The 25,980-nt window shown below is 43.1% G+C and carries 23 protein-coding genes and 1 riboswitch; of the genes, 8 read left to right on the forward strand and 15 right to left on the reverse strand.

Annotated features, from left to right (window positions below; translation table 11 throughout):
- Both L5M71_RS04655 and L5M71_RS04660 read left to right on the forward strand, forming a co-directional pair.
- The coding region (locus L5M71_RS04655; protein ID WP_248943622.1) for a transposase at nt 1–213 on the forward strand (213 nt) is incomplete at its 5' end.
- A gap of 438 nt (nt 214–651) precedes the next feature.
- Entirely contained in the window at nt 652–828 is a 177-nt protein-coding gene (locus tag L5M71_RS04660; protein ID WP_105250227.1) for a hypothetical protein, read from the forward strand.
- 103 nt (nt 829–931) lie between these two features.
- On the opposite strand, the gene aroG is transcribed toward L5M71_RS04660, so the two are convergent.
- From aroG to L5M71_RS04685, 5 genes are all read right to left on the reverse strand, one after another.
- Nucleotides 932–1,987 carry a 3-deoxy-7-phosphoheptulonate synthase AroG gene (gene aroG / locus L5M71_RS04665; protein ID WP_263163580.1) on the reverse strand — a complete coding sequence of 352 codons (1,056 nt, stop codon included), beginning with the start codon at nt 1,985–1,987 and terminating at the stop codon, nt 932–934.
- A gap of 351 nt (nt 1,988–2,338) precedes the next feature.
- Nucleotides 2,339–3,532 carry a tetratricopeptide repeat protein gene (locus L5M71_RS04670; protein WP_263206387.1) on the reverse strand — a complete coding sequence of 398 codons (1,194 nt, stop codon included), beginning with the start codon at nt 3,530–3,532 and terminating at the stop codon, nt 2,339–2,341.
- A gap of 127 nt (nt 3,533–3,659) precedes the next feature.
- Nucleotides 3,660–3,998, reverse strand: a complete 339-nt coding sequence (locus L5M71_RS04675; RefSeq protein WP_028761802.1) for a hypothetical protein — start codon at nt 3,996–3,998, stop codon at nt 3,660–3,662.
- A gap of 178 nt (nt 3,999–4,176) precedes the next feature.
- Nucleotides 4,177–5,427 (reverse strand): ammonium transporter, encoded by a 1,251-nt coding sequence (locus L5M71_RS04680; protein WP_028761801.1) that lies wholly within the window; start codon nt 5,425–5,427, stop codon nt 4,177–4,179.
- Nucleotides 5,428–5,437: 10 nt separating this feature from the next.
- Nucleotides 5,438–5,776 carry a P-II family nitrogen regulator gene (locus tag L5M71_RS04685; RefSeq protein ID WP_028761800.1) on the reverse strand — a complete coding sequence of 113 codons (339 nt, stop codon included), beginning with the start codon at nt 5,774–5,776 and terminating at the stop codon, nt 5,438–5,440.
- Nucleotides 5,777–6,120: 344 nt separating this feature from the next.
- Here L5M71_RS04685 and L5M71_RS04690 point away from each other — a divergent pair, with 344 nt between their 5' ends.
- Nucleotides 6,121–6,663 (forward strand): hydrolase, encoded by a 543-nt coding sequence (locus L5M71_RS04690; protein ID WP_263206388.1) that lies wholly within the window; start codon nt 6,121–6,123, stop codon nt 6,661–6,663.
- 81 nt (nt 6,664–6,744) lie between these two features.
- Here L5M71_RS04690 and L5M71_RS04695 read toward each other — a convergent pair whose 3' ends face one another.
- Entirely contained in the window at nt 6,745–7,497 is a 753-nt protein-coding gene (locus tag L5M71_RS04695; protein ID WP_263206389.1) for a putative porin, read from the reverse strand.
- Between the two features lie 250 nt (nt 7,498–7,747).
- A complete protein-coding gene (gene nrfA, locus L5M71_RS04700; protein ID WP_113939112.1) occupies nt 7,748–9,151 on the reverse strand; it encodes an ammonia-forming nitrite reductase cytochrome c552 subunit in 1,404 nt (467 codons plus the stop codon).
- Nucleotides 9,152–9,376: 225 nt separating this feature from the next.
- Between nrfA and narQ the strand changes: the two genes are divergently transcribed.
- Together narQ and L5M71_RS04710 are read left to right on the forward strand one after the other, a co-directional pair.
- The gene (gene narQ, locus L5M71_RS04705; protein ID WP_263206390.1) at nt 9,377–11,212 is read left to right on the forward strand and encodes a nitrate/nitrite two-component system sensor histidine kinase NarQ; all 1,836 of its coding nucleotides are present in this window, start codon (nt 9,377–9,379) and stop codon (nt 11,210–11,212) included.
- Entirely contained in the window at nt 11,205–11,834 is a 630-nt protein-coding gene (locus L5M71_RS04710; protein WP_105250232.1) for a response regulator, read from the forward strand. The genes narQ and L5M71_RS04710 overlap by 8 nt, the downstream gene beginning before the upstream one ends.
- Before the next feature lie 91 nt (nt 11,835–11,925).
- Here L5M71_RS04710 and L5M71_RS04715 read toward each other — a convergent pair whose 3' ends face one another.
- Nucleotides 11,926–12,300 carry a YacL family protein gene (locus L5M71_RS04715; protein WP_105250233.1) on the reverse strand — a complete coding sequence of 125 codons (375 nt, stop codon included), beginning with the start codon at nt 12,298–12,300 and terminating at the stop codon, nt 11,926–11,928.
- 196 nt (nt 12,301–12,496) lie between these two features.
- On the opposite strand from L5M71_RS04715, the gene L5M71_RS04720 reads away from it, so the two are divergent.
- Entirely contained in the window at nt 12,497–13,462 is a 966-nt protein-coding gene (locus tag L5M71_RS04720; RefSeq protein ID WP_131525184.1) for a zinc transporter ZntB, read from the forward strand.
- Nucleotides 13,463–13,559: 97 nt separating this feature from the next.
- Here L5M71_RS04720 and L5M71_RS04725 read toward each other — a convergent pair whose 3' ends face one another.
- The 3 genes from L5M71_RS04725 to L5M71_RS04735 form a co-directional block, all read right to left on the reverse strand.
- A complete protein-coding gene (locus L5M71_RS04725) occupies nt 13,560–14,693 on the reverse strand; it encodes a succinylglutamate desuccinylase/aspartoacylase family protein (RefSeq protein WP_263206391.1) in 1,134 nt (377 codons plus the stop codon).
- Between the two features lies 1 nt (nt 14,694).
- Nucleotides 14,695–16,050, reverse strand: a complete 1,356-nt coding sequence (lysC, locus tag L5M71_RS04730; RefSeq protein ID WP_131525182.1) for a lysine-sensitive aspartokinase 3 — start codon at nt 16,048–16,050, stop codon at nt 14,695–14,697.
- 150 nt (nt 16,051–16,200) lie between these two features.
- A riboswitch (Lysine riboswitch) is annotated at nt 16,201–16,375 on the reverse strand.
- Nucleotides 16,376–16,475: 100 nt separating this feature from the next.
- Nucleotides 16,476–16,910 (reverse strand): DUF3293 domain-containing protein, encoded by a 435-nt coding sequence (locus tag L5M71_RS04735; protein ID WP_131525181.1) that lies wholly within the window; start codon nt 16,908–16,910, stop codon nt 16,476–16,478.
- Nucleotides 16,911–17,498: 588 nt separating this feature from the next.
- On the opposite strand from L5M71_RS04735, the gene arcA reads away from it, so the two are divergent.
- On the forward strand, nt 17,499–18,215 hold the full coding sequence (arcA, locus tag L5M71_RS04740; RefSeq protein WP_006080127.1) for a two-component system response regulator ArcA: 717 nt from the start codon (nt 17,499–17,501) through the stop codon (nt 18,213–18,215).
- Nucleotides 18,216–18,304: 89 nt separating this feature from the next.
- Here arcA and L5M71_RS04745 read toward each other — a convergent pair whose 3' ends face one another.
- The gene (locus tag L5M71_RS04745) at nt 18,305–20,617 is read right to left on the reverse strand and encodes a S9 family peptidase (RefSeq protein WP_263206393.1); all 2,313 of its coding nucleotides are present in this window, start codon (nt 20,615–20,617) and stop codon (nt 18,305–18,307) included.
- 266 nt (nt 20,618–20,883) lie between these two features.
- On the opposite strand from L5M71_RS04745, the gene L5M71_RS04750 reads away from it, so the two are divergent.
- Complete coding sequence (locus L5M71_RS04750; RefSeq protein ID WP_263206396.1) at nt 20,884–21,876, forward strand: class 1 fructose-bisphosphatase; 993 nt, start codon at nt 20,884–20,886, stop codon at nt 21,874–21,876.
- A 500-nt stretch (nt 21,877–22,376) separates the two neighbouring features.
- Here L5M71_RS04750 and L5M71_RS04755 read toward each other — a convergent pair whose 3' ends face one another.
- The 3 genes from L5M71_RS04755 to L5M71_RS04765 all read right to left on the reverse strand — a co-directional run bounded on the left by L5M71_RS04755 (nt 22,377) and on the right by L5M71_RS04765 (nt 25,700).
- Nucleotides 22,377–23,324: a DUF4435 domain-containing protein gene (locus L5M71_RS04755; RefSeq protein WP_263206397.1), complete on the reverse strand. Its 948-nt coding sequence runs from the start codon at nt 23,322–23,324 to the stop codon at nt 22,377–22,379.
- Nucleotides 23,324–24,691: an ATP-binding protein gene (locus tag L5M71_RS04760; protein ID WP_263206398.1), complete on the reverse strand. Its 1,368-nt coding sequence runs from the start codon at nt 24,689–24,691 to the stop codon at nt 23,324–23,326. Before L5M71_RS04760 ends, L5M71_RS04755 begins: the two co-directional genes overlap by 1 nt.
- Nucleotides 24,692–25,130: 439 nt before the next feature.
- Nucleotides 25,131–25,700, reverse strand: coding sequence for a DUF7010 family protein (locus L5M71_RS04765; protein ID WP_263206399.1), 570 nt, complete (start codon nt 25,698–25,700; stop codon nt 25,131–25,133).
- Between the last annotated feature and the right edge of the window lie 280 nt (nt 25,701–25,980).

The raw sequence follows: 25,980 nt of genomic DNA on the forward strand, positions 1-25,980 counted from the left end.
GGGAAATCTGTTATTCCAAGGCGCCGCTATAAGAATACACCTCAAGAAAGAGTCGATTGGTGCTTATATCGGTATCGACATTTAGTGGAGAATGCTTTTGGAAGAATTAAGCACTATCGAGCAATATCAACAAGATATGACAAGCTAGCAAGAAATTACGCCAGTATGGTGTCACTGGCGTTTATGTTAATGTGGCTGCCGATGTATTGCTGAACAACATTTGTACAGCAAAGATCAACAGACCCTAGCAAAGTCTGAATAAAATCAATCAGATTTTCCTGACAGACAAATAGACTTATTCACGACATACTCATCTGCTATTTTGATTGTATTTAAAGCCAAAACATCATACTTACGCATTACACTGGCGTATTCACAATAAATGAATTTATACTAATTTGTGTTCAGGCATGTACCGTTTTACTTAACCTCAGAGCCGTATGTAAGAGGATAAGAGTGCAATGGAAGAAGGCTTGGCACAAAGTTGCTGCTGTTGATTATTTTTGCCGTTTTGCCCAAAATGCCATGGAGGCGGTTATACAAATCAATAGAATTTGTTAACCTCTACGCGCTAGATTTTGCGATTCATACGCCCAAGTTCTAGCGAGAATATTAAGATAAACAAATTAAATTAAGATCAAAGGAAGCTTTATGTTGGATTCCGCTAAAGTTCAATACCCGCCATTACCACTGATCCAAACTTGGGTGTGGATGATGATCGAATCAGGCAATCCAGAGATACAAGATAAAGGTAGAAACAACCTTATTGCCGCCTTTGGTAGCTTAGCCAAAGCAAATGAATACATTGTTGAAATAAGCAATAAATAGATAAAACAAAGGCGCCAGGATAGCGCCTTTGTTTTTACTTAACCCGCAATCGTTAACGGCTAACTCAGGTATAGTTGCGGTTTATGTTCGCTCGAGCAGACAATTAAACCTGACGGCGTTCGATAATGCTTTGGTTCAAAATGGCTAATAGACGCTCGGTATCATCCCAACCAATACACGCATCGGTAATACTCTGCCCATAGCATAACTCTTGACCTTCAATAAGATCTTGACGACCTTCCACTAAATGGCTTTCTACCATAACACCAAAAATAGCAGTATTTCCCGCCGCCACTTGACCAGCTACATCTTCAGCAACCACTAACTGACGTTGATACTCTTTACTACTATTCGCATGGCTAAAGTCGATCATGATGTTGTCGGCAAGCTTTGCTTTTAACAATTGCTGGCTAATCTCAGTGACATGCGGCGTGCTATAATTGGGCTCGCGGCCACCCCGTAAAATAATGTGGCAATCAGGATTGCCCTTAGTCGAAACGATCGCCGAATGGCCCAACTTAGTCACAGATAAAAAATGGTGTGGTGCATTGGCAGCACCTATCGCATCAATAGCAACTTTGATCGTGCCATCAGTACCATTTTTAAAGCCGACCGGACAAGAAAGACCCGAGGCTAACTCTCTGTGTACTTGAGATTCTGTCGTACGGGCGCCAATGGCTCCCCAGCACATTAAATCAGCCATATATTGTGGGGTGATCATGTCAAGAAACTCACCCGCGGTTGGCATACCGCTGTCGTTCAAATCCACTAATAATTTACGGGCGGTGCGTAAACCATCATTGAGTTTAAAGCTGTTATCCATGTAAGGATCGTTAATCAGCCCCTTCCAACCCACTGTGGTTCTTGGTTTTTCAAAATACACTCGCATCACAATTTCGAGTTGATCTTTATAACGTTCACGCAGTGAGACCAAACGCTGTCCATATTCCAACGCAGCTTTGGGATCGTGGATAGAACAAGGCCCAATCACCACTAATAGACGATCATCAGACTTAGCCAGAATATTATGGATACTATTACGCGCATTAAACACAGTCGCAGAGGCTTTTTCGGAAGCAGGAAATCGTTCAAGAATCGCGATAGGTGGAAGTAACTCTTTTACTTCTTTAATGCGAACGTCATCATTTTGGTAATACATAATTTTACTGCTCCAACGCTGGTGTTTTAGGCTATTTCTATCGCTGCGATAAGGGATCTCAACTGCAATACTGAGTTCAATTTATCGAGTCTCAAGCGCCAATGCAACCAAGTTGTCTCCATTTCAAAAAATCAAATATAACTTATTGTTTTAATATATTTTAAAAAAATCAAAATTCAAATATGCCAGCTAACTCACAGCCTTGATGAACAAAATCGAATATGGCGGATAAAAAGGAATAAACATATTTACTGCAAGTGTATTTAGGTGCCCTATATTAGCAAGCAAAGATGTTTACCCGTAATAAGCTTAATTGATGGCCAGCTCTCTATAGAAAAGAGCGGGCAAATGCTAATGCTGTAACATGACTTGTAACTTGCTCTGATAGCGTTGACGCTCTGACTCATCTCGGCTCAAAGCCAAGGCTTTATCCATATTCAGTTTGGCACGCTTTTCGTCCCCCAGCGCCCAGTAGGTTTTAGATAAACCGAAGAAGAACTCATGACGATAATCCGCTTTTGCCAACGCCCTTTGATACCAAGCCAAGGCCTCGTCGTATTGATGCTCATCATAGGCTTGCTGCCCCATGTCATAGTAATAATAGGGATTACGTATTCGCGCTAATTCAAGCACTTTATTAATTTCGGCCCATTCATCAAGCCGCCCCTGCTCCCCTAAAATCAAGGCTAAGTTATAAAGCGTTGTCAGATTCTTCGCATCAAACTTGAGTGCATAGCGATAAACCTGTTCAGCCCGCTTTTCATCACCTTTATGCCGGTAAATAATGGCGAGCGTGTTGAGTGAAGGCACAAACTGGCCGACTTTTAAACCCGCTTTAATCAAGGCATAGGCCCTGTCTAAATCACCGTTCACCAAAGACTCTGCCGCCATGTTGTTGTAAAACATACTGATTAAGGTCTGCCGATCCACTTGGGTTTTACCGTATCCCCGTAGAGCTCGCTCTGGCATAAAGTCCACTAAAACTGCGGTAGATGACACATAAACTGAATGTGCGTTTTCAGGTGGAAGTAAGCGTAAATTCACATGCCCATTGATTAAATAGAAATCACCTTGCTTATCCCATACGGGTTCTATCGCAATATCTTGATACTCAGCACTCACATTCAATATGTCCGCTAACGCAGAAGTCATGACCACTAAAGACATGCAATTACCTGCCCTTTGGGCATAGGTTTCACGGGCAATTTGGGTCAGATTATCTTGATATCGAAAATCAATGTTAGCGCTATTGGTTTGACTCGCATTGATATAACTAGCTAACCATTCATTGGCTAACATGTTGTTATTGTGTGACAAAGTGTATATCCCATAGCGACGTTGTACATCTGTCACGACCTCGGGTGGCAGATAAAAGATATCCGCAACAGAAGGAATATCGGCCACAGGGGTAAACAGTGAATCGGCAAGTAACGACTCAAGATCCGACGGATTAGGCTCAATGGTCGTCGAGCTACAAGCAAACAATTGACTGAATACAACGCTCAAGATCGTACTCAAGTATACGGCTCGGAATAGTTTCGACATACGTCCTCCCACACCATTAGCTCCTATTTGAGCTTATTACAAATGGCGAAAAAGACGACATAAAATGGTTACAAAAAATGATAATCGCGATCGATTGAAAATAATCGCAAATAATTTAACGAATTAACTATTGTGAAGGTCGGTCAACTTCTATGTATAACTCACGCTGCTGATAATGATACGGCCGATAGTTATGCTCTCCACAGGTAAAATGTCGATAGGGTTTCATGACCGTAACGCAACCTGAGGGTAAAGCCTGCAGAATTTGGATTTGCTGCTGGCGACGAAGCGACTCCTGCCATTCAAAATCCTTGAGCACTTGATCACGCACGGCAAAGGCATCGACAGGCTCACTTGAGCGATTAACGATCACTTCTCCTGCAAAGGCAGAAACCGATATCCAGCCAGAAATGACGATAAGACTTAGTCGCGAAAATTGACCTATTGTTTTTATATTCAAGCTCATAGAACACTCCTTAATTTATGCAAGAAAACAGAATTGCTCAGTAATTAAGCTTATGACCCTGTGCTTAAACTTCAATCACAGTGATTACCCATAAAAAAGCAGAGCCTAGGCTCTGCTTCACTATCCCTCGATCCAAGCTAAGCATCAAGGTGAATCACGCGTTAATGTGCAAGTTTAATCAGCCCGCATTTTTGACCGTAACAAACTCAGGATAGGCATCAATACCGCAGTCAGAAGCATCCATACCGTTGTATTCTTCTTCCTCAGTCACACGGATCCCCATGGTTATCTTAATCACATACCAGACAGCAAATGATGAGCAGAACACCCAAGTGAAAATGATCGCTGCCCCCGTCAACTGTCCGGTAATAGTTGCATTGGCATTGGATAATGGCACACACATTAAGCCAAGGAAACCAGCCACACCGTGTACTGAAATCGCACCGACGGGATCGTCGATCTTAATGCGATCTAAGCCCACAATCGAGAACACCACCACGCCGCCCGCCACTAAACCAATCACACCCGCCATTAACAATGAAGGCGAGAGAGGATCTGCCGTAATCGCCACTAATCCAGCCAAAATACCGTTAAGGATCATGGTCAAATCCGCTTTGCCCCAAATCATCTTACACACGATAAGAGCTGAGATGGCACCAAAAGCCGCTGCAGTATTGGTATTCACAAACACTTTCGCCACTGAGCTTGCATTCGCCGCATCCGACACCATTAATTGCGATCCGCCGTTAAAGCCAAACCAGCCCATCCAAAGAATAAACATACCTAAGGTTGCCATTGGCAAGTTAGAGCCTGGAATAGGATTCACTTGACCATTAGGCCCGTATTTCCCCTTACGCGCACCGAGCAATATTACGCCAGCAATCGCCGCGGTCGCCCCCGTCATATGCACAATACCGCTACCAGCAAAGTCTACAAAGCCCAGTTTAGCGATAAAACCTTGGCCCCAAGTCCAATAACCTTCTACTGGATAGATAACCGCTGTCATCACCACAGAAAAGAACAAGAAAGCCCACAACTTCATCCGTTCCGCCACAGCACCAGAGACAATTGACATCGCCGTTGCCACAAATACAACTTGGAAGAAGAAGTCAGATTCTAATGCATGGCTCGCATCTGCTGATTGCGAACCAATTAAGGTGCCAATTGACGGTAACCAGCCACCTTCAGTGTTATCCACATACATGATGTTGTAGCCAACCAACAGATACATCACACAGGCAATCGCGTACAGCACAACGTTCTTAGTTAAAATTTCAGTGGTATTTTTAGAGCGAACTAAACCCGCTTCTAACATAGCGAATCCCGCCGCCATCCACATGACTAAAGCGCCAGAAATCAAAAAGTAAAAGGTATCGAGTGCAAAGCGTAGTTCAGTGACTGTGCCGCCTAATTTCGTTAATTCTTCCATTGTCAGCCCCTTATAGCGCTTCAGTATCAAGTTCACCCGTACGGATACGGATAGCATGTTCTAAATCAACGACGAAGATCTTACCGTCACCAATTTTCCCCGTATGGGCCGCAGTGGTAATCGCCTCAATCAACATGTCGAGATTTTCAGCCTTAGTGGCAATTTCTAGTTTTACTTTTGGCAAAAAATCCACCTGATACTCGGCGCCGCGATACAACTCTGTATGCCCTTTCTGACGGCCAAAACCTTTCACTTCGGTCACCGTCATGCCCTCAATACCAATTCCGGCGATAGCTTCACGGACATCATCCAACTTAAACGGCTTGATGATAGCGCTGACTAGTTTCATCCTGACCTCCAAAAAAACGCGATTGTTATTAACTTGTATCAAAGGTAATTCAATCATTAGGCCAACAATTTAATCTATTGATTATTATTGGTTTAAATTGTTTAACACTATTTTTTAAGGTTAAAAATGCACCATAATCGAGCACTAACTGGTGCGATGCACTCTTTTAGTGAGCAGTTTAAGTGCGACAGCTATTCGACCTTAGGCCTATTGGTAACAAGGTTAAATTAGGGTCTACTGGGGTAAGCGTAAAACGAGATGAAATCTGAGCATCACAACACAAGCTCTTAGACAAAAGCGAAGATCATCACTAAGACAATCATCAAGCGCAAAAGGAAGGCCCGATGTTAAAACCAGAAGAATGTGTTCTCGTTATCGTCGATGTGCAAGGAAAACTTGCACAAATCATGGATAACAGTGACAAGCTGCATCAACAACTACAGACCTTAATCCAAGGCGCACAATTATTTGAAATTCCAATACTCTGGTTAGAACAGCTACCCGATAAACTCGGAGCAACTAGCCCTGAGCTGCAAACCTTACTTGCGAAAACCAGCTCACCCATTGCCAAGCAGCATTTTAGCAGCTGGCACTGTGACGCGTTTGCAAAGGCATTAACTAAGACGAATCGCAAACACGTCATACTGGCGGGTATTGAAACCCATGTGTGTGTTTACCAAACCTGTTGTGACCTTATCGAACAGCAATATTCGGTGCATCTCGTCGCAGATGGCGTCTCGTCACGCAGTGCTGAGAATAAACAACTCGGGATCCAAATGATGACGGCCAGAGGCGCCCTATTAACTAACGTGGAATCGCTATTATTTGAATTACAACATCAAGCCCAAGGCGAGCGGTTTAGGGCATTATTAAAACTGATAAAATAGTCTTAAATTTATTTAGGGTAAAATAATAAAGGTCACATTAACTTGTGACCTTTATATTAAAAAATCGTTAAATATATTAAATTAGAAACGACCAGTCAAACCTAAACCAATAAATACACCATCAGCATCTGAATCTAATTCTCTAGCTAACTCAAAGTTTGCAGAGAAGCTATCAGACAGACGTAACCAATAAGCGGTTTTCAATACGAAAGTATCGTCATGACCATCATCGGTATAGCCTAGACCAACAGACCATGACTTAGTCACATACCAATCAGCACCTAAATTGAATGTGTCGTCAGAATCTTGATGTGTCCAGTTTGCGCTCAAATTAACACCTGTAGTTGATTGCAGTGCAATAAAGCTACGCACTTTTAAACCGTATGACTCTTCGATGCTATCGCTGCCATCGTTATAGAAAGCAGATACTGCAGAGCTATCATTGAAGTAATAACCGACTTCTGCACCGTAAGTGTTCCAGTCAAAACTGCCGATTTCAGAACGTTGATAGTTAGCAGCAATAAACCATTTAGAAGCAAATACATAAGTGCCATCAACACCAATGGTATCTAAATCTGATTCATCATAATTGCTGTAATTAACGCCAACATTAGACGTTTGAGCTAAAAATCCATTAAGCGCATAAGGACCTTTAGTTTGGTCAACTGGGCTAATGTAGTAACGATAATTCGCGTTCCACAGACCATCGCTGAACTCTTCAGAATTTGCGCTATATTTTAGGCCTGCTTCATGCTGATATGGATTATCTTGTGCAGCAGCGGCATTAACACTTACGAAACCTAATAATATTGCTAGCGCGGTAATTTTTTTCATCAAAGTATTCCCTTATATGATTATAAGCTAGGAGTAAAAGATGAAGATAACGAAGAAACAATCTCAGTGTTGCTTATTCCATTATCATTAATATCCATTTAAATTTAAACGAACCTGCTCTCCTAGCGGCGCACACCTTAATGCAAAAAATATAGAATTGAAATAAAAATTTAATATTTACACTTTAATAAAGGATATAAAAAAGCTCCTTATATAGGAGCTTTTTATTATTTTGAAGTCTACTTAAGTATTATTTATAAGTGGCTTCGCGTTTTTTCGCTTCTTCATCCCACTTAGGTAACATGTCTTTCTTGAATGCTTCTTTCTCTGCATTCATTTTATCCATGTCCATACCTAATGCTGCTTGTGCCTTAGCTTTGGTAGAGATATCAGGAATAGCGATTGGATCTGTGATGCCTTTTTTCGCTAATAACTGTGCTAACTTAACTCGGGCATCGGCCGCTTTATTCACTGAAGTACCTAAAACACGTAGGGCTTCTTCAGGAGCATGAGCAGCAACACCATGGGAGGCAATTGCTAAATCCCAGCGCCATTGAGCATGACGGATATCGGTCAAGATAGGCTTCATTTCAGCTTCAGTTGCACCCAATTCCCACGCTTTAGCAGCTTCGAAGTGCGCTTTGACTAATTGCTCTTCCGCTTTCAGTTTCATTTCTTTAACTTTAGCTTTACGCTCATTAGTGACGCCAACTAAGAATTCTTTCGTTTGGCTATGGCAAGTTGCACAGGTTTCTTCGAAACGGTCAAATGGATTACCCACTTTATGATCGGTAAATTTCTTACCTTCAGGGCTAGTCACTTTTGGCATATGGCAGTCAACACAACTGACATTATTTTTACCATGAATACCCAGTTTCCACGTTTCATACTCTGGATGTTGCGCTTTTAACATAGGTGTTTTAGACAGGGCATGAGTCCAATCGGAGAACTCGATACCGTCGTAGTAAACTTCCATCTGGTCAACAGTTATGCCCATATCCCAAGGGAATTTGACGAAACCTTTTTTGTCTTCTTTTTTCTCAAAATAGTATTCAACGTGGCACTGACCGCACACCATAGATTGCTTGTCTTTCTTCGAAGCTTTATCAAATGGCGTACCGATAGCATCCATTGCACGGTCTACATAAGGACGAGAGATCCGCAGTTTTGGTGAGCCTTTTTCATGACAATCACCACAGCCAATGGTGTTAGTGACTTCAGGGCCACCCTTAGCCCATTTACCTTTGAAGTAGCCATCTTCACCTTGCTCTTCAATTAAGCGAGGTACATCAGGGCTCTTACAGCTCCAACATGCCATAGGCAATGGACCATCTTCCGCATTTTTCGGCGCACCAGTACGTAAGGTATTACGCACGTCGGTCACGGCATACATATGGCCGCGAGGAGCGTTGTAATCTTTTGCGAATGCATAGCCAGCCCACAGGATCACCATATTAGGATCCTGCCCAATCGCATCGACAAGTTCTTCACTCTTTGCGGTATCATGCCAGCTATTATATTGATTCTTAAATTTATCTTTATAAACTTCGTTGCGAGGCTCTGTTTTATCACTCGCCATTGCGCCCGCTGCCATGAAGCTGGCGGCAACCAGTGCACTCAGTGCAAAGGACTTACCTGTCATCTTCTTCATCATCTCATCTCCGTGTTGCATTATTGTTGTAAATCACGACATCTCCATGGTCAAACTTAGTGATTTAACCCTGCTAAAAATATACCTCTTAGGGGGTATCTAGGTTGAAGTTTGCGCTAGATCAAAATGTAAAGGTGTTGTTGTTCACATTTCTATACTTTTGTTAATGTATTACATTATTTTCTAATGTAAAAACCACTGCAAAGTGCCATAACAGCGGCCATCAAAATGAACAGCGGATTAATGAAACGAGGTAGTCTCACCTCAAAAATCTTAGGATTAATGTTAGTACTTATTCTGCTCTCTAGTAGTTTATCGACTTTTGCTATCATCAATTTGTCCTACAGCTTAGGCGACGCCAAGGCGATTAATGCCTCAGGGTCGCTGAGGATGCAAAGCTATCGGTTAATGTTTTACGCCAACTCAGGCAGTGATGCTGCGCAGGATAAAATCACCGAATTCGAAAATACGCTCTATTCCGACACGTTAAAGCCCTCGGAAAGTTGGTTTAGTCCACCAGAAATTGCCGCTCAATATCAGCTTGTCATCGATAAATGGCTGGTGATGAAACACTACATAGAACAAGAAAACTCCCGCGATTATGTCGCCTCACTGAAGGACTTTGTTGATACCATAGATTTACTGGTGCTAGAGATGGAGCACTACGCCGCCTTTAAACTCAGGCTCCTTGCCGCCAGCCAAATATTAGGCTTAGGCGTCATGCTCATTATCGCTTTTGTGGCCGTGCGTTTTACAAAGAAGAAAGTGGTGATCCCACTGCAAAAACTGATGGAGTCGGCGAATACCATTTCTAAAGGTAATTTTGAAATTGAAATGCCCGAGACCGAATATATTGAACTCACAGCGCTGACCCATGCCCTACAAAAAACGGCTAAGGAACTCGCGACGCTTTATGGCAACCTAGAATCGCAGGTAGCAGAAAAAACCCTAGCGCTGACAAGGGCCAACAACGAGCTGGCATTCTTATATGATAACCTACTGACATTAAACGCGAATAAACTCGATTACAAAGCACTTAAAGCGGCGCTGAATCAGTTAAAAGGCTATGAATCACTCGACTACCTAAGACTCATTATCCAATATCCCGAGCAAGAGCTTGAAGTGATTGAGGCCGATGGCGGCTGGCCAGATATGACTCAAGAGAGCACCCGTTTCCCACTGCAATTTGAGCAGGCTAATTTAGGCTATTTAGAGTTAATTGCCGACCAAACACCCAATATCGCCTTGTTTAACAATTTCGCAATTATGCTGACCCGCTCAATCGTGATCCACAATGCCACAGAGCAAAGACAGCAACTGGCGCTAATGGAGGAACGTGGTGTAATTGCCCGGGAGCTGCATGACTCTTTAGGTCAAGTGCTCTCTTTCCTGAAAATCCAAATTAGCTTATTACGCAAAAACTTAGATTGCAGTTGCCGCAGTCCAATCGTTGAAGCGCAGTTAACCGAAATCAACGAAGGTGTAAGCACTGCCTACGTGCAACTCAGGGAGTTACTATCCACCTTTAGACTCACAATTAAGGAACCTGATCTAAAAAGTGCTTTAGAGTCTATGCTTGAGCAACTCAGGACAAAGACGAATATAAAGATAACCTTAGACTATAAACTTGCGCCACAATGGCTAGAGGCAAAACAACACATCCACATACTGCAGATCACGCGAGAAGCGACGTTAAACGCCATCAAACATGCTGAGGCCAGCCTCATTAACATCCATTGCTATAAGGATGACGAGGGTATGGTCAATATTGATGTTTGTGATAACGGCATAGGTATTGGACATTTAAAAGAACGAGATCAACATTTTGGCATAGGTATAATGCATGAACGAGCCAGTAAGCTTTCAGGTAAAGTCGTGTTCAGCGACAATGATTTAAAGAGATTTAAACCTGCTATGGCAACCACGACTGAGCAAGGATGCAATGCACAAGACGACGCACTCAAACCTAACAGCCCACTAAACCTTGTGCAGCACAGCAAAGGGTCAAGTGGCACTAGAGTGACGCTTATTTTCCCCTCTCAACAGGAGCCTTCAAATGGGTAAACCTTATTCCGTACTGGTGGTCGATGACCATCCCCTCTTGCGCAAAGGCATCTGCCAGCTCATCGCTTCAGATCCTGACTTCAGCCTCTTTGGCGAAGCCGGTAGTGGTTTAGACGCATTAACCGCAGTGGTCACCGATGAACCCGACATCATATTGCTCGATCTGAATATGAAAGGCATGACAGGCTTAGATACCCTCAACGCCATGCGCCAAGAAGGTGTTACCTCACGCATAGTAATTCTCACCGTTTCAGATGCAAAACAGGATGTTATCCGTTTACTTCGCGCTGGAGCCGACGGCTATTTGCTCAAAGATACTGAGCCAGATTTGCTGCTCGAAAAACTCAAAAATGCCATGCTTGGCCACAGGGTGATCAGCGATGAAGTAGAGGAATACCTTTACGAACTTAAAGATGCGACCGATGAACAAGAATGGATTTCAAGCCTGACCCCAAGGGAGTTGCAAATTCTACAGCAACTGGCGGAAGGCTTAAGTAATCGCATGATTTCAGAGCATTTACACATTAGTGAAGGCACAGTTAAAGTGCACGTGAAAAACCTACTGCGTAAAGCCAATGCTAAATCGAGAACCGAAATGGCGGTGCGCTACCTAAATAATTAAAGATACGAAAATAAGCTTGGTATCGCGCAAACAATAAAGGCAATCCCATGATTGCCTTTATGTTTTTATCAAATAGAGATTAAATAAATGATTACAAACCTTTCTCAATAAATTGCTGCCAACTCAGTAACGCCTGCTCAAAATCCTCAAGGCCACAATAAGCTTCTGACTCAGCATCATAGAGTGACATAGCCTCTTCCAATTCATATTCTTGCTCAAAGCCTAAGGTATTGGCAAAGACTCGCGCCTGTTCACGCTCTAACTCTAAGGTAAAATCATTACCAACAAGACGCCATGAACCTCGTTTATCGGCTTGAATTTCTTTTATCACACCCAACACTTGCTGAATTTTAGCTAACTCAGTCCCTAATTCTTCCGTAAACCATTGCCCAAGCACTTCATGATCCATGCTAAAGCTGGCCAGAAAAGTGCCGGTTAAACTGTTACGCCGAAATTCGTATTCCATTTTATTGTCTCTTTGATCTAAGCCTACTAATGCTAATTTTAACCTATCCTTGGCTAAGTTGCTTGCATCACTCAGCACATCAAATTTATGTCAATTAACATTTACCTCATGTCGTTAAGCATAAGTACTGACTTCATTTTCATGACAAAATCAGTTAGTTTGTTTGGATGATTTTGAAAGTTAAATGGAATGCGATATGCACGAAGGGTTTATCTACAGTTTAGTGCTCAGCGGCGCCCAAGCGGGTTCCACCTTGAGCCTAGAACAGATCGAAAAATGGGATCCTCAGGATGGCCTACTCTGGTTACACCTTCGCTATCGCAATAAAAAGGCACGCCACTGGATACTCAATAGCGGTCTGCCTAAGGTCGAAAGTGATGCCCTACTCGCCCAAGACACTCGCCCCCGCGCTGTGATTACAGGTGAAGGCATATTACTCGCATTACGCGGCGTTAACCTCAACCCCAATTCTGCTCCAGAAGACATGGTAGCAGTGCGTATCTATGCCGATAAACAGCGTATCATTTCCACCTGCGATCGCGAGTTACAGTCAGTCAAAGATGTCGCCGAGCTGATCCTTGAGGGAAATGGGCCTACAACTACGGGGGACTTCATCGTCGCAATCTGCGAGCGACTGACCAATCGTAAAGTCGAGTTTATTGATAAATTGGAAGAACAGCTCTCTGATTTAGAAGAGCTCGTCGTCTCAGGCAATGTGAAAGACTTACGTACCGATATCGCCGAACTGCGCCGTCAAACTGTGGCCATTCGCCGCTATTTAGCCCCACAGCGCGAAGCATTCTCGAAAATGATTTCAGAGCAATTCAGTCTATTTAAAGATACTGAGCGACTCAAGCTGAGGGAAACAAACGATAAACTTATCCGCACCATTGAAGATCTCGATGCCCTGCGCGATAGGGCCAATGTGACTCAAGAAGAATTACTCAGTCAGCAGTCGGAGCAACTCAACAAACGCTTATACTTCTTATCCTTAGTGTCAGCAATCTTCTTACCGCTAGGCTTTTTAACAGGCTTACTTGGGGTCAATATTGGCGGGATACCGGGCGCGGACAACACTTGGGCCTTCGCCACCTTCTGCGGCATATTAATCTCACTCGTCGCCCTGCAAATGGCGCTGTTTTATCGATTTAAGTGGTTATAGCCACCTTAAAACAACAAAGCCAATCGATTAGGATTGGCGTTGTTTTCTCTCAGTCCGATAAGCTAATTGTTATGGGCTAATGCTTACGAGCTAATTTTTATGATTTAGGCTGGAATGTCGGCAACTCAAACACATTGGTCATCACTTTATAAAGCTCAGTTCCTTGGTGCACTGACGCCGAAGCAAAGTGTAAAATCGGCACACAGTCCTGCGGCAAACTAACCGTTTTTAGCTCATCAGCCGTACCATATAAATCCATTCGCAGCAAATTCACTAAGGGCTGCCCCGCAGCCAATGGCTCACCCACAGGTGCAAGGTATTCCACTAAGCCAGAACTTGGCGCGTGATATTTTTTATAGTCTTTTAGATAACAACCAAAGCGCTGCATTTTAGCGGGTGCAACGGTTTCAGCGATCACGCCTCGGTGGCTTAAATATGCCAAAATCCCTTGTGCATCAACCCGTGCATCCTCAAGACAGACGCGCTCTTGGCTCGCCAATTCCAAGGTTAACGCTGACACTGCAACCCCTAAATCGCGCCCTTGAGATTTTGCAAAATCACTCAATTGCCACCAAGGACAAAACGCAGCCTCATCCATGGCGCCACCAAAGGCATTGGGGATAATGAGCGTATAAGGGATCGACAAAAACTGCGCAGCAGCTAAGTCATATTCAGGACAATACAAGTGCTTACAAGACTTAGGACCTGTGTGCAGATCGAGCACTATATCCGCACCATGGGCCATAATCTGCAGGTTAACCGCAAGCCTATGGCCGGTTGTAATGCCCCATTCATGACGCAATTTTTGCTGACAAGCTTCAACCAAAGTACTGCGATAGGCTTGGATCAGCTCGCTATCACTCAGCTTGGCATGTTCCCCATACCAAGTCGGCAAATCAATAGCATGATTCAAATACTCACGATTCCAATTCGCCCCCGTAATAGGATCAAATCGGCCAAGGGTAAACTCACCACTTTTTTGGTTGATCCCGAGTGGATTCGCCAATGGCACTAAGGTGATTTCGCCGCGGATGTCACAGTGTTCAAGCTGCTTCATCAACTGATAAATCACCGCATTCCCTTGTACTTCAGCACCGTGGACATTGGCCTGAATATACACTTTGGGGCCAGTCGCCTTATCGTCACTCGGTTTGAAATGGTAGATAGGCAAAGTGAGTGCTTGCCCTGCGGCAAGCTCCCCGATTTGCAGAGACGATGTTGTCGGCAACATACTAAACGCCTTCGAACAGATTTTGATGCAGCGATTTAACCACTTGCGCCGCTTCCGATTCTGCCACTAACACACACAGATTATGTGGGCTGGCACCTTGGCAAATCATCCGCACATTGTGTGGTTCTAACACTTCAAACACACGACGACAAATACCCGGCGTCGTCGCAATACGATTACCGATAATCGCCACTAAGGCCAATCCATCTTCAACTCGCACACGACAATGCTGTGATAATTCTTGCAGCAATGCCTCACTCAACAGACCTTGTCCACTTGAATCCGAACCAGTTTTATCTAGGGTTAGAGACACATTCACTTCTGATGTGGTAATCAAATCCACACTGATCTTATGTCGCGCTAATGTCGCAAAGGTTTCCGCTAAAAAGCCCTGCGCATGCAACATTTGCAAGCTGTGAAGATTTAATAGGGTTTGATCGCGGCGCAAAGCCACAGCGCGGAATACGGGCGCATCTTCCACTTGATGACGGATCCAAGTTCCGCCCTTTTCAGGCTCTTTACTTGAACCCACAAACACTTGAATTTGCTGACGAACGGCAGGAAGAATAGTCGCTGGATGCAATACCTTGGCACCAAAGGTCGCCATCTCGGCAGCCTCATTGAAACTGATCTCGGCAATCGGAAAGGCATTGGGCGCCAAACGAGGATCCGTTGTATAAATCCCAGCGACATCGGTCCAAATCTCTACCGCTGAGGCGCGTAACGCTTCAGCTAACAGTGCAGCAGAATAATCACTACCACCACGACCTAACGTTGTTGTTTGTCCCGCTTCATCGGCACCGATAAAGCCTTGCGTGACAATCACTTGTTCCGCTAATAGTGGCTGTAGATAATCACGAGCTAGAGTCGCAATCTGCTCGACCTGAGGTTCGGCTCGGCCAAAGTGGCTGTCAGTACGTAACACTCGGCGCACATCGAAGGCACTTGAGTTGACACCTTTCTCACGGATCACCGCCGAAAACAACGCTGAAGAACATTGCTCACCGAGGGACAACAACTCATCCATAGTCGCTTTGCTGCGTTGTGATGCAAGCGCTTCACTCAATACTGACATGCGACTCAATAATTTATCTAATGCGGCGGCCACATCGTTAGGACGACCGAGCTTATCTAAAATCGCATATTGAATTTGGGCAATTTGTTTTAATCGCTGTAATCGGCCATCGTCGTTGATCGATTCTTGGGTCAATTCTACTAGTAGATTTGTCACGCCGCTCGAAGCGCTGACCACGACTAAACGGCAATGAGGATTAGCTAACACTATGTCGGCACAGCGATTCATAGCGTTATAGTCGGCGACTGAGGTGCCACCAAATTTTGCGACAACGAGGGACATTAGCGCACCTCCGTGAAACACGTAGGGCAACAAATAAATGCAGATTGAATAAGATATTGATTAACTAACATGATCACACTCCGAACTGACTTCGTTCGAAGAGCCTGGTGCTCAATGATAACGCACCCCAAAAGAAGGGAAACAGCAATCGTCACCAGAAGCTCTCCACCAATTACAGGTGACAATCGTCAGGATTCAGCCTGAGCGACCGACATAAACATGCAGCAACCATATCTATGCCTCGGCGTTAATCTCCCTCATCAGTCATCGCTGGAGTTTGTGCTCCTCTGACCGACTACCTAGTTAACGCTCCTCTTCTGTTCCTTTCCTAGGAAAGGGACGAAAAAAGTAGCAATAAACCCCTAATGAAGTCAATGCTAATTTCATAACAAATGAACAATTTAAATAAAATCTTTTGAAAACAACTAAATGTTCAAATCGGGTAGCTCGTATACCAGCTGCACATAATCTCTAAATTTGCCTAAACACACTTCATCATGTCCATCCAAGATGCAAGGCACTAAGCTCACATCCCCTTGTTCGACAACATAAATCGCATATTGATTAAATTTCTTACCCAATTGCAATGCCATCGTTCTATCGATAAACACGGCCCAACTTTTTTCCATGTGGGATAAATCCGGTGCTGCGCCCACTAAAGCACGATAAGGGCTACCGAGTAATTCAATTTCACGGAGAAGTTGGCGATCGAGTAAACGGTTTTGGCTAGGAGAGAGAAGCTTTGAAGCGGGATTATGAGCGGTAATAACAGCAAAGGAAAAATCACAGGATAATGCTTGAGTCAGCAAAAACAACGGCGCTTGGTAACATTGCCACAAATTTTGAGTCGTATTGTCCATTGGTAGTCTAGTCGAAAAATGAACCCAAGCTAGTGTAGCAGAGTGATTGTAAAATCCAAAGAGGCGTGAACTGGCTCACAGGAATAAGAAATACATTAGTTATACTAATCAATAGCTAAAGTAAATATCATGGTAAAAACCCCTGCTCACCTAAAATTTGTTAACATTTCATTTGTTAACAAATGACTAAAACGAGTACAATGTACGTACTGGTGAGTTGAAACAGATTGAGCAAGATGCTTATCGTTCAATACAGTTTGTTACATATATCGCTTAAAGTAACGTGAACTGACCGGGCATCTGTTTAAAATCTGTTCTACATTTGATTTGTCTTTTAAACATTTAAAAAAAACAATAGTTAAGGAACTTATTCTAACTATTGCTTATCGAAGTTGGTACTGATTACGTTTTCTCGTATTACACTTAAACGTGCACTTAATCTACATCCAGATATAGATGTCACCGTAAAGATTTTCCTTTTGAGCACAAAGCAGTTCAAGGAAGTATCAACGCTTTTATGAATATAAGAGCCCGAAGTAAGTTGCTCTTATTGGTTAGTATAAACTGATTAAAATTTAGGTAAATAATATGCAAAATCCGCACATTCTGATCGTTGAAGATGAAGCCGTTACCCGTAACACGCTGAGAAGTATTTTCGAGGCAGAAGGGTATGTGGTAACTGAGGCCAATGATGGCGCAGAAATGCATAAGGCTATGCAGGAAAACAAAATTAACTTGGTCGTTATGGACATTAACTTGCCAGGTAAGAATGGTCTATTGTTGGCACGTGAACTACGTGAAATCAACAACATCGGTCTTATCTTCCTGACAGGTCGTGACAACGAAGTCGACAAAATTCTTGGACTTGAAATTGGCGCGGACGATTATATTACCAAGCCGTTCAACCCACGTGAATTAACGATTCGTGCTCGTAACCTTCTGACTCGTGTCAACAGCGCTGGCGCTGAAGTCGAAGAAAAGAGCTCAGTAGAATACTACCGCTTCAATGATTGGAGCTTAGAGATCAACAGCCGTTCATTAGTGAGCCCACAGGGTGAATCTTACAAACTGCCACGTAGCGAGTTCCGCGCTATGCTGCACTTTGTTGAAAACCCAGGCAAAATTTTGACTCGTGCCGATCTACTGATGAAAATGACCGGCCGTGAACTTAAGCCACACGATCGTACTGTAGACGTGACTATCCGTCGTATCCGTAAGCATTTCGAAAGCTTGCCAGATACGCCAGAAATCATCGCGACTATTCACGGTGAAGGCTATCGTTTTTGCGGTAACTTAGAAGGCTAATCACCCGCTAAGCGACATCCGCATTAATTGGTTTGATAAGAATCGATTCACAAAAAACCAGATCCTAGGATCTGGTTTTTTTATGCCTACTATTTGGCGTTTTTCAACTGCCTATCTAGGAAATCGGCCAGTGAGCGATATAAGTGATTACGCACTTTCTCGCCACGCATCGAATGTTTAGATCCCGGATAATCGATCATCTGGAATAATTTACCTTCATCCTGCAGCGCTTTATAAACCCGAGTGCTGTTTTCAAACAAGACGTTATCGTCAGCCATGCCGTGATACATCAACAGACCTGCTTGATAGTTTTTCACGTAAGGAAACACGCTGCTGGCTTCATAACCCTTTTCATTGCCTTCAGGATGACCTAAGTAACGCTCAGTATAATGGGTGTCATACAAACGCCAGTCGGTCACAGGTGCGCCCGAAATCGCGGCTTTAAAGTAATCTGGCGCCTTAAATAAACTCATCAAAGCCATATAACCGCCGTAGCTGTGGCCGTAAATCGCCACATTATCGGCATCGACAAAGGCTAAGCTACGCAGATAATCCACCCCCACTTTTTGATCATTCACTTCAGCTTCGCCCAAATGACGGTAAATCACCTGCTCAAACCGAGTGCCTCTGTGGGCGCTGCCGCGGTTATCTAATTGGAATACCACATAGCCTTGTTGCACAAGATACTGGGTAAAGTAGTCCTGCTCACTCCAGCTATTAGTCACTAACTGGGCGTGCGGCCCACCGTAAACCCGCACTACGACAGGGTATTTCTTGCTCGCATCGAAGGGAACAGGTTTGAATAAACGGGTTTGTAACACTTGGCCATCTTCGGCTTTCAGTTCACCAAATTCAGGGATTTGCCACAGACCCGCATAGCCATATAAAGGATGGCCTTGCTTAACTTCATTTTGCTCAACCCAAGCCAATTGTTGGCCCTTGTCACCGTGTAAACTGATCTGCGGTGGCTGAGATAAGCTATTGAAATAATCCAGATACACACTTTGATTGTCGGCAAACACAGGGTCGTGCATGCCCGCTTGCTTGCTTACCCGCTCAACCTTGCCACCCGCTAAAGGCACGCGATAAAGTTGTTTCTCGATTGGCGTATCTTTGCGGCCAGTGAAATATACCCAACCAGCGGTTTCATCTATGTATTCCAACGCATCGACAGCCCACTCGCCCTGAGTCAATTGGGTTTTAAGTTTGCCTTTTAAGTCAAAAAGATACAGATGATTAAAGCCGTCACGCTCAGATGCCCAAATAAAAGCCGATTGCTGTTTTAAAAAGTGCAGATCGTTATTGAGGTTCACCCAAGCGTTACTGCGTTCTTTCACTAAGGTTTTTGGCTTAGTCAGTGAATCTAACGCCACTAACTGCAAATCGAGCTTATGTTGATCGCGGCTCTGCCACTGGAACGACAAGTGTTTGCTATCGGGCAACCAATCGACCCGCGGCAGGTAAATATCTTTGCTCTTGTCTTCGCTGTTCTCTTCGCGCAGAGTCACCCAATTGATAGCCTTATTTTTTAGCGTGACCACACCGAGGGCGATGTCGACATTGTTTTTGCCAGCATAGGGATAGCGCTGCTCAGTAAGTTTAATACCATCAGCATAGATTTCGTTACGGGTTACTTGCTCGACACCGGACTCATCGATACGGGTAAAGGCGATGGCCGATTCATCGGGCGCCCACCAATAACCTGTCATGCGATCCATTTCCTCCTGAGCGACAAACTCTGCCATGGCATTTTTAATTGCCCCGCCGCCATCGGTTGTCATAGCTTGAAGTTTTTTGGTCGACAGATCTAACACATACAAATTTTGGTCCCGCACGAAAGACACAAAATGTCCCTTGGGTGATAGGCGCGCATCTGTGGCAAACCCTTCGCCAATGGGAAGTTGGCTGACACTGTTATCCACTAATGAAAAATAATACAGATTACCAGCAGCCGGAATTAATAGCGCTTGGCTATCATCGGCCCAGAAGTACTCCATAATGCCTTCACCATAAATACGTTGGCGTTCGCGGCGGGCCTTTTCTTCATCGGATAATTCATTGCTTGCCAACTTCTCGGCATTGAGCAATAGGCTAGATTTTCCCGTCTTTACATCCATCTGCCAGAGATCATAAAAGTTTTGATTGTCTTTACGGCCCGCAAGATAAGTGACACGCTGACCATCGGGTGACAATTTCAAACCACGAGGGCTGGTGCCCGCTAATGCGGGCGAGGCATTCATTCGCTCAATCGTCAGTGGCAGTTTGCCGCCTTCCATTGCAAAAGCTGGGGTAATTGAAAACATAGCTGTCGAAATCATGGCCATTTGGCTCGCTATCAGTAGGGGAACGGTGCGCACCTTAAGTGAGCACGCAGGGAGCCAAGTTAACCTATTTTTAATCATTATTATTCCTTGGAAGCATAATCGCCTAAGATGTCAGCGATTAAAAACAAGCCGACATTGTGCCAGAGGCAAACCCTAAATAGAAATAGCATGCAATATGCCGATACAAATTAGGCCCTTGCGCCAAGCCCAATCCAAATAATCCCAAAAAGCCCTAATATTCGCTAAAAGCATCAGCAACATCGCTGAAATTGTCGACTAACTGAGTTATCATTCGCGGCAAATAACGAAATTGACCTCATTGTTGAACCTCTAAAGGACATAACATGCAGACTCTGGCCCAGCACCTGACCTCACAGGCAGTGAACGACTCCCTCTCTCACTTGATTTTAACCTTAGCCGACACCTCAAAAGCCATTAGCCATGCCGTTCGCCACGGTGCACTTGCGGGCGTGTTAGGCGCGACTGAGCAAGAAAACGTCCAAGGTGAAACCCAGAAAAAACTGGATATCATCACCAACGATATGCTCAAAGATGCATTAAAAGCTGACGGTACAGTGCGCGGTTTGGCGTCGGAAGAAGAAGATCATGTGGTTGAAGTCAGCCAAAATGGCCAATATCTAGTGTGTTTTGATCCACTCGATGGCTCATCTAATATTGATATCAACTCGTTAGTCGGCACCATTTTCTCTGTCCTGCCCGCCCCTGCTGGCGAGTTGACTGAAACTAGCTTTTTACAATCTGGCCGCGCCCAATTAGCCGCTGGTTATGTCCTTTATGGTCCATCGACCATGCTGGCATTAACCACAGGCCAAGGCGTGCAACTCTTTACTTTGCACCCAGAAACCAATGAGTTTTTACTGACTAACGCCGCCATGAGCATTAGCCCAGATACCCAAGAGTTTGCCATTAACATGTCGAACCAGCGTTTTTGGGAAGCGCCAATGCAGACCTATATTGCCGATTTACTGCTCGGTAAAATTGGCCCACGCGAAAAATCATTCAACATGCGCTGGATTGCGGCCATGGTCGGCGATGTACACCGCGTGCTATCTCGCGGTGGTATTTTCACTTACCCAACCGACAATAAAGATCCTAAAAAACCGTACAAACTGCGCTTGATGTACGAAGCCAACCCAATGGCCTTCTTAGTCGAACAAGCTGGCGGTAAGGCTTCTACTGGTTATGAAACCATTTTGGATATTCAACCAACACAAATTCACCAACGTGTTGCCGTCATCCTAGGCAGCAGCAACGAAGTCGACGCTTGCCTGACCTACCACGGTATTGATTACAGCGAAGAGCCAAATATAGAGTAAGCCGAATCGCTTAGCTTCTGATTTTTAGGATAAAAGCCACTGACCACAGTGGCTTTTTTGTTATTTATACGGCCTTGCGGCCGAGAAGGTCGTGGGGCTTCACCCCACACCCGACCAAGGAGGACTGCTCGTCCTATCCTCCTTGGATGCTCCATGACGTCCCCAACGGAGTTGAAAGCCCCTTGTGCTCATTGCCAAATCTGCTATCGCTTCCGAAGGATGCGTCCCTGCACCTGCGAAAGCTAGCTCGGCATCCATGCCGAGACTCACGCAATTTGTCTATTCGCCCTGCGGCAACTCCGAGGGGATGGTGTATTCCTCAAACACTAGAGTTATTGATTAAGTATTAAAGCATAAAAGTAACGTCTGTCAGTTTATTCTCTTATCTCGTTTTATTGAGCTTTCAACTTAACCATTTATAACTTGATGTGTTCCTGTATATCGGATAGCTATTCTTACCCAATATTATGACTAGCCGCTATTTCGTATCACCCTTTAATTCAAGCTGCAGACTTTCCAAAATTTTGTCTTACTAGAAATTCTTTCAAACAGTTTGGAGTCTCAGCATATTGGCTTAGTTCAGAAATACTATTCGCCTTAGTCAAGTGCAGTTTAACTTTCCCTTTTGACTTAAAAATAGTCCTTGATTTAGTATTGCATCTATCTTCCTTTAACTTCACCAAGAATACCCTTAAGAACTCTAAGTGCTGTTTACCTCTAAACCATTGATCTGCAGAAAGCTCAATAAAATAATTTTCTGATTCTTGAAGAGAAATTTGAATTTCTGATGACAATTCAGGGAAAATTTGCTGTGGTTTTTTCTCATCGTACTGCTTAGTTACATATCCTAAATTGATTGAAATCAAATCATCAATTGATAAATTATTTATATTAAGTCTTCCACCAATGCTTCCATTTTGTTCCATCACCCTTAACTCTCTAATAAGAAAATTAAAGTATTTTATTTCTTGTAAATAGCTTTTTTTAGTGACGACATAAAGCTCCAATGCCTTTTTATAGCATTCATGTTCATCTGTAGTATCTGACAACCCAAACTCCGCAGCTAAGATTTTTTCGAATACTGCATCAGAAAAATAAAGGTTCTCTATTGAATAACATGGTGTTAGATAAATATCATTAGCATTAGAGATCTCTTTATTGCTATCAAAGTCACTATCGACAAAAAATAAACAAGGTGAGTCTTTATAAGTGGAGTGCTTCCTTATTTTATTCCTCAAGCTTATTACATTTGACTTCCCTTTGGAGTTAATTCCTGACCACCTTATATCAGGGCGTATTATGTTAATTCTCCCTGAAAAATACTTTTCATCTTCTCCTTCAAAAAAAATAGCGATCTGATTAGTACTTTTACATCTTATTCTTGTGAATTCTAAAAATTTTACTGAAATAGAGTCTCTAGAATCTTTAAGTGTTTCAACTCTTGACATTACAGTTCCTCAATATACTCAAACAAATCAACAGTGTGATCTTCAAGTTCATTTTCAAAAATGAAAGGTGAATGAGTAGTAGAAAAAAGGAATTTACATTTACCAGAGTTTATAATGTCAGGAAGTAATGTTTTTTGCCACTCCATAGATAACGAGAGTTCTGGTTCATCAAAAAAAATAGCTAAGTTCTCTTTCTTTTGAAGGTATAACAGAGCAAATAAAGAAATAATTTGCTTCTCACCAGATGATAAACTTTCAATATTCACAGTTCTATTATTTTTTTTCCTGACAATCTCGATCGTGACATTACTTTCATCATAGATAATTTCTTTATCAGCTAAATATTTATTGCTAACTTTTGTAAAATTCTGAATAGCTTCATCATTTTCTTGTTGCTGTTCATATACCTTTAGTAGATTACTGACAAAGTATATTAGCGGGTCATGGTCTTTTTGGATTTTACCAGTATCCACTAAGTCCAATATTTGTTTTTTCTGAGGTTCAGATATATGTTTCCCAATACGTTCCAGTACAATTTCAACTGCTTTTGGATCTGAAATAGAAGTTTTCATCTCTGGTGTTACTAAAAAACCACTTACTAACTGGCTTAGCATTTCACCATTAATTTTTGAAAACCATTCCACAGATGAACTTAATATTTCAGAAGTTATTTTCTCAATACTTTCCTGAACATCATGCATCCCAAAATTTATAGAAACATGCTCATTAAATGAGCCTTTTCCTGAGCCACTAAAAGCTCTTATATCTTCTTCAACTCTACGATATGTAGGTAGGTATAAGGTCTTTAAGTTTATTTTTTTACTAATTTGCTCCAACTTATCTTGGGTTGAAGGTTGAACTCTTTTTTTCGGCCTGTTCTCACGAATATTGTTATGTCTAAATCGCATATCAGGACGGAGGGAGTCTCTAAAAATATCTCTCAAACTCTCCTTTAAAACACTTGCAGGTAAATCTAGTTCAGAAACAACTCTTCTAAATACAGATGACATTTCCATTCGTTGGAGAGGAAGTCGCCTAACATCATCAAGTAGTTGCAATATGAATTCGTGTCCAAACTTAGTCTCTATATGCTCGAAAAGCGGGTGTGACTTAATTAAAGCAAGATCGGCATCAAACTCTGGCTTTGTAAAGCTTATTATGTCTCCATCACTAAATACGATGCCAATTTCTTCGAAAGAAATCTTTCTCAGTTTTGAGGTTTCACCTGATAATAGTGCATAAAACGAGTTTAAAATTGTTGTTTTTCCATAACCATTTTCGGCTACCAGAATTTTATATGGGCTATTAAATTTTATTCTTACATTTCTCTCTTCATAAAGCTTAGTTATAAAAAATTCCTTTATCATTATGCCTCCTGCTCAAAATTTTGATGGTTTTTATAGTGCATCTTAGAATACTTTATATTAAAAGGCGGAACAGGTATAACACTTTTCAGATGAACAGCTAACAATTTAGCTACAGAGATACGCCCATCCCCTGCGAAGTTGCTGGAGGGCGTTGAAGAAAATCGCGTGAGTGAGGCATGGATGCCGAGCTAGCTTCCGGGGCACAGGATGTACCATCGGAAGCGTTAGCTATTTTCGAATAAGCACGAAGCCACTAATCAATGCATGTAACTTCGCTAGGGCGTCTTGGTTGATGTGAAAACAATAGGCAAGGAGGATAGGACGAGCAGTCCTCTTTGGTCGACTCTTAATTAAAATCAGGGGGTGAAGCCCCACGACTTTGATTCACCTCGGTCGTAAGGCCGTATTATTAACGTACACGTCAGTGAGAACTAAACCACTAACCCGCAACACACAGATTTTGCTGAATCTTCCAACGACGCTGCATCACAGGAATCGAAAACCCATAACATATCACCACAATCAAAGGTTGAAGCTGAAAACTCAACTCAGGCCACAACATAAAAGCAGCCGCGCAAGCCACAGTGCGCACTATCGCATGCACTATGGCCACCTTTTGCGCAGCTAAAACACCGTGGACTAACCACATTAAACCTGTTTGCACCGCAAGGGCGAAAGGCAAGGCCAGATAATTTTCCATAAAAAAGGGAATACTGATACTAAAGGTTAAAAAACTCATCCCCATCGCAGCGAGAAACACAGTCTCAAACCAATTACGCTCAGCGCTTTTCTTAAACGAGATATTCTCGCCTGTCAGCCGCGAAATCCCCATGGCAAGGTAGATAATAGAACCTGTACCGATAAAGACCGCCATCACCAACTGCGAAGGAGGTAATACAAAGCTCAATACAAACAGTAGGCTCCACACAATCATGCCGGATAAGGGCATAGCTAAAGCACGTTGTTGACGGTATTCGATTAATTGTTGGTCCAGTGATTTATGTTGCATGATTAAGCCTCCTTGTTTAGATGACTTAAGTATCTGCGTAAAATGTCCATCACGGCAGTGTGAGTTGTCAGCAATCTAGGATGACAAATGTCACTTCCTTCATCAAAGCCCTAAAATGCCAAGAAAAATGATTATCCATGGCTGAATTTGCTTGGTATTAGGTTGAAAAAAGCGACGATCAGACATATCAAAGGCAGTGCAAATTAAACGATGTGGCGCTACTAACACCTAACATAGGGTTTAAATAACCACAGAGGTTACAAAAAAACACAATAACAGC

It is taken from the genome of Shewanella sp. SW1 (genome assembly GCF_025653545.1).
In the GTDB taxonomy this organism is placed as follows: domain Bacteria; phylum Pseudomonadota; class Gammaproteobacteria; order Enterobacterales; family Shewanellaceae; genus Shewanella; species Shewanella oncorhynchi.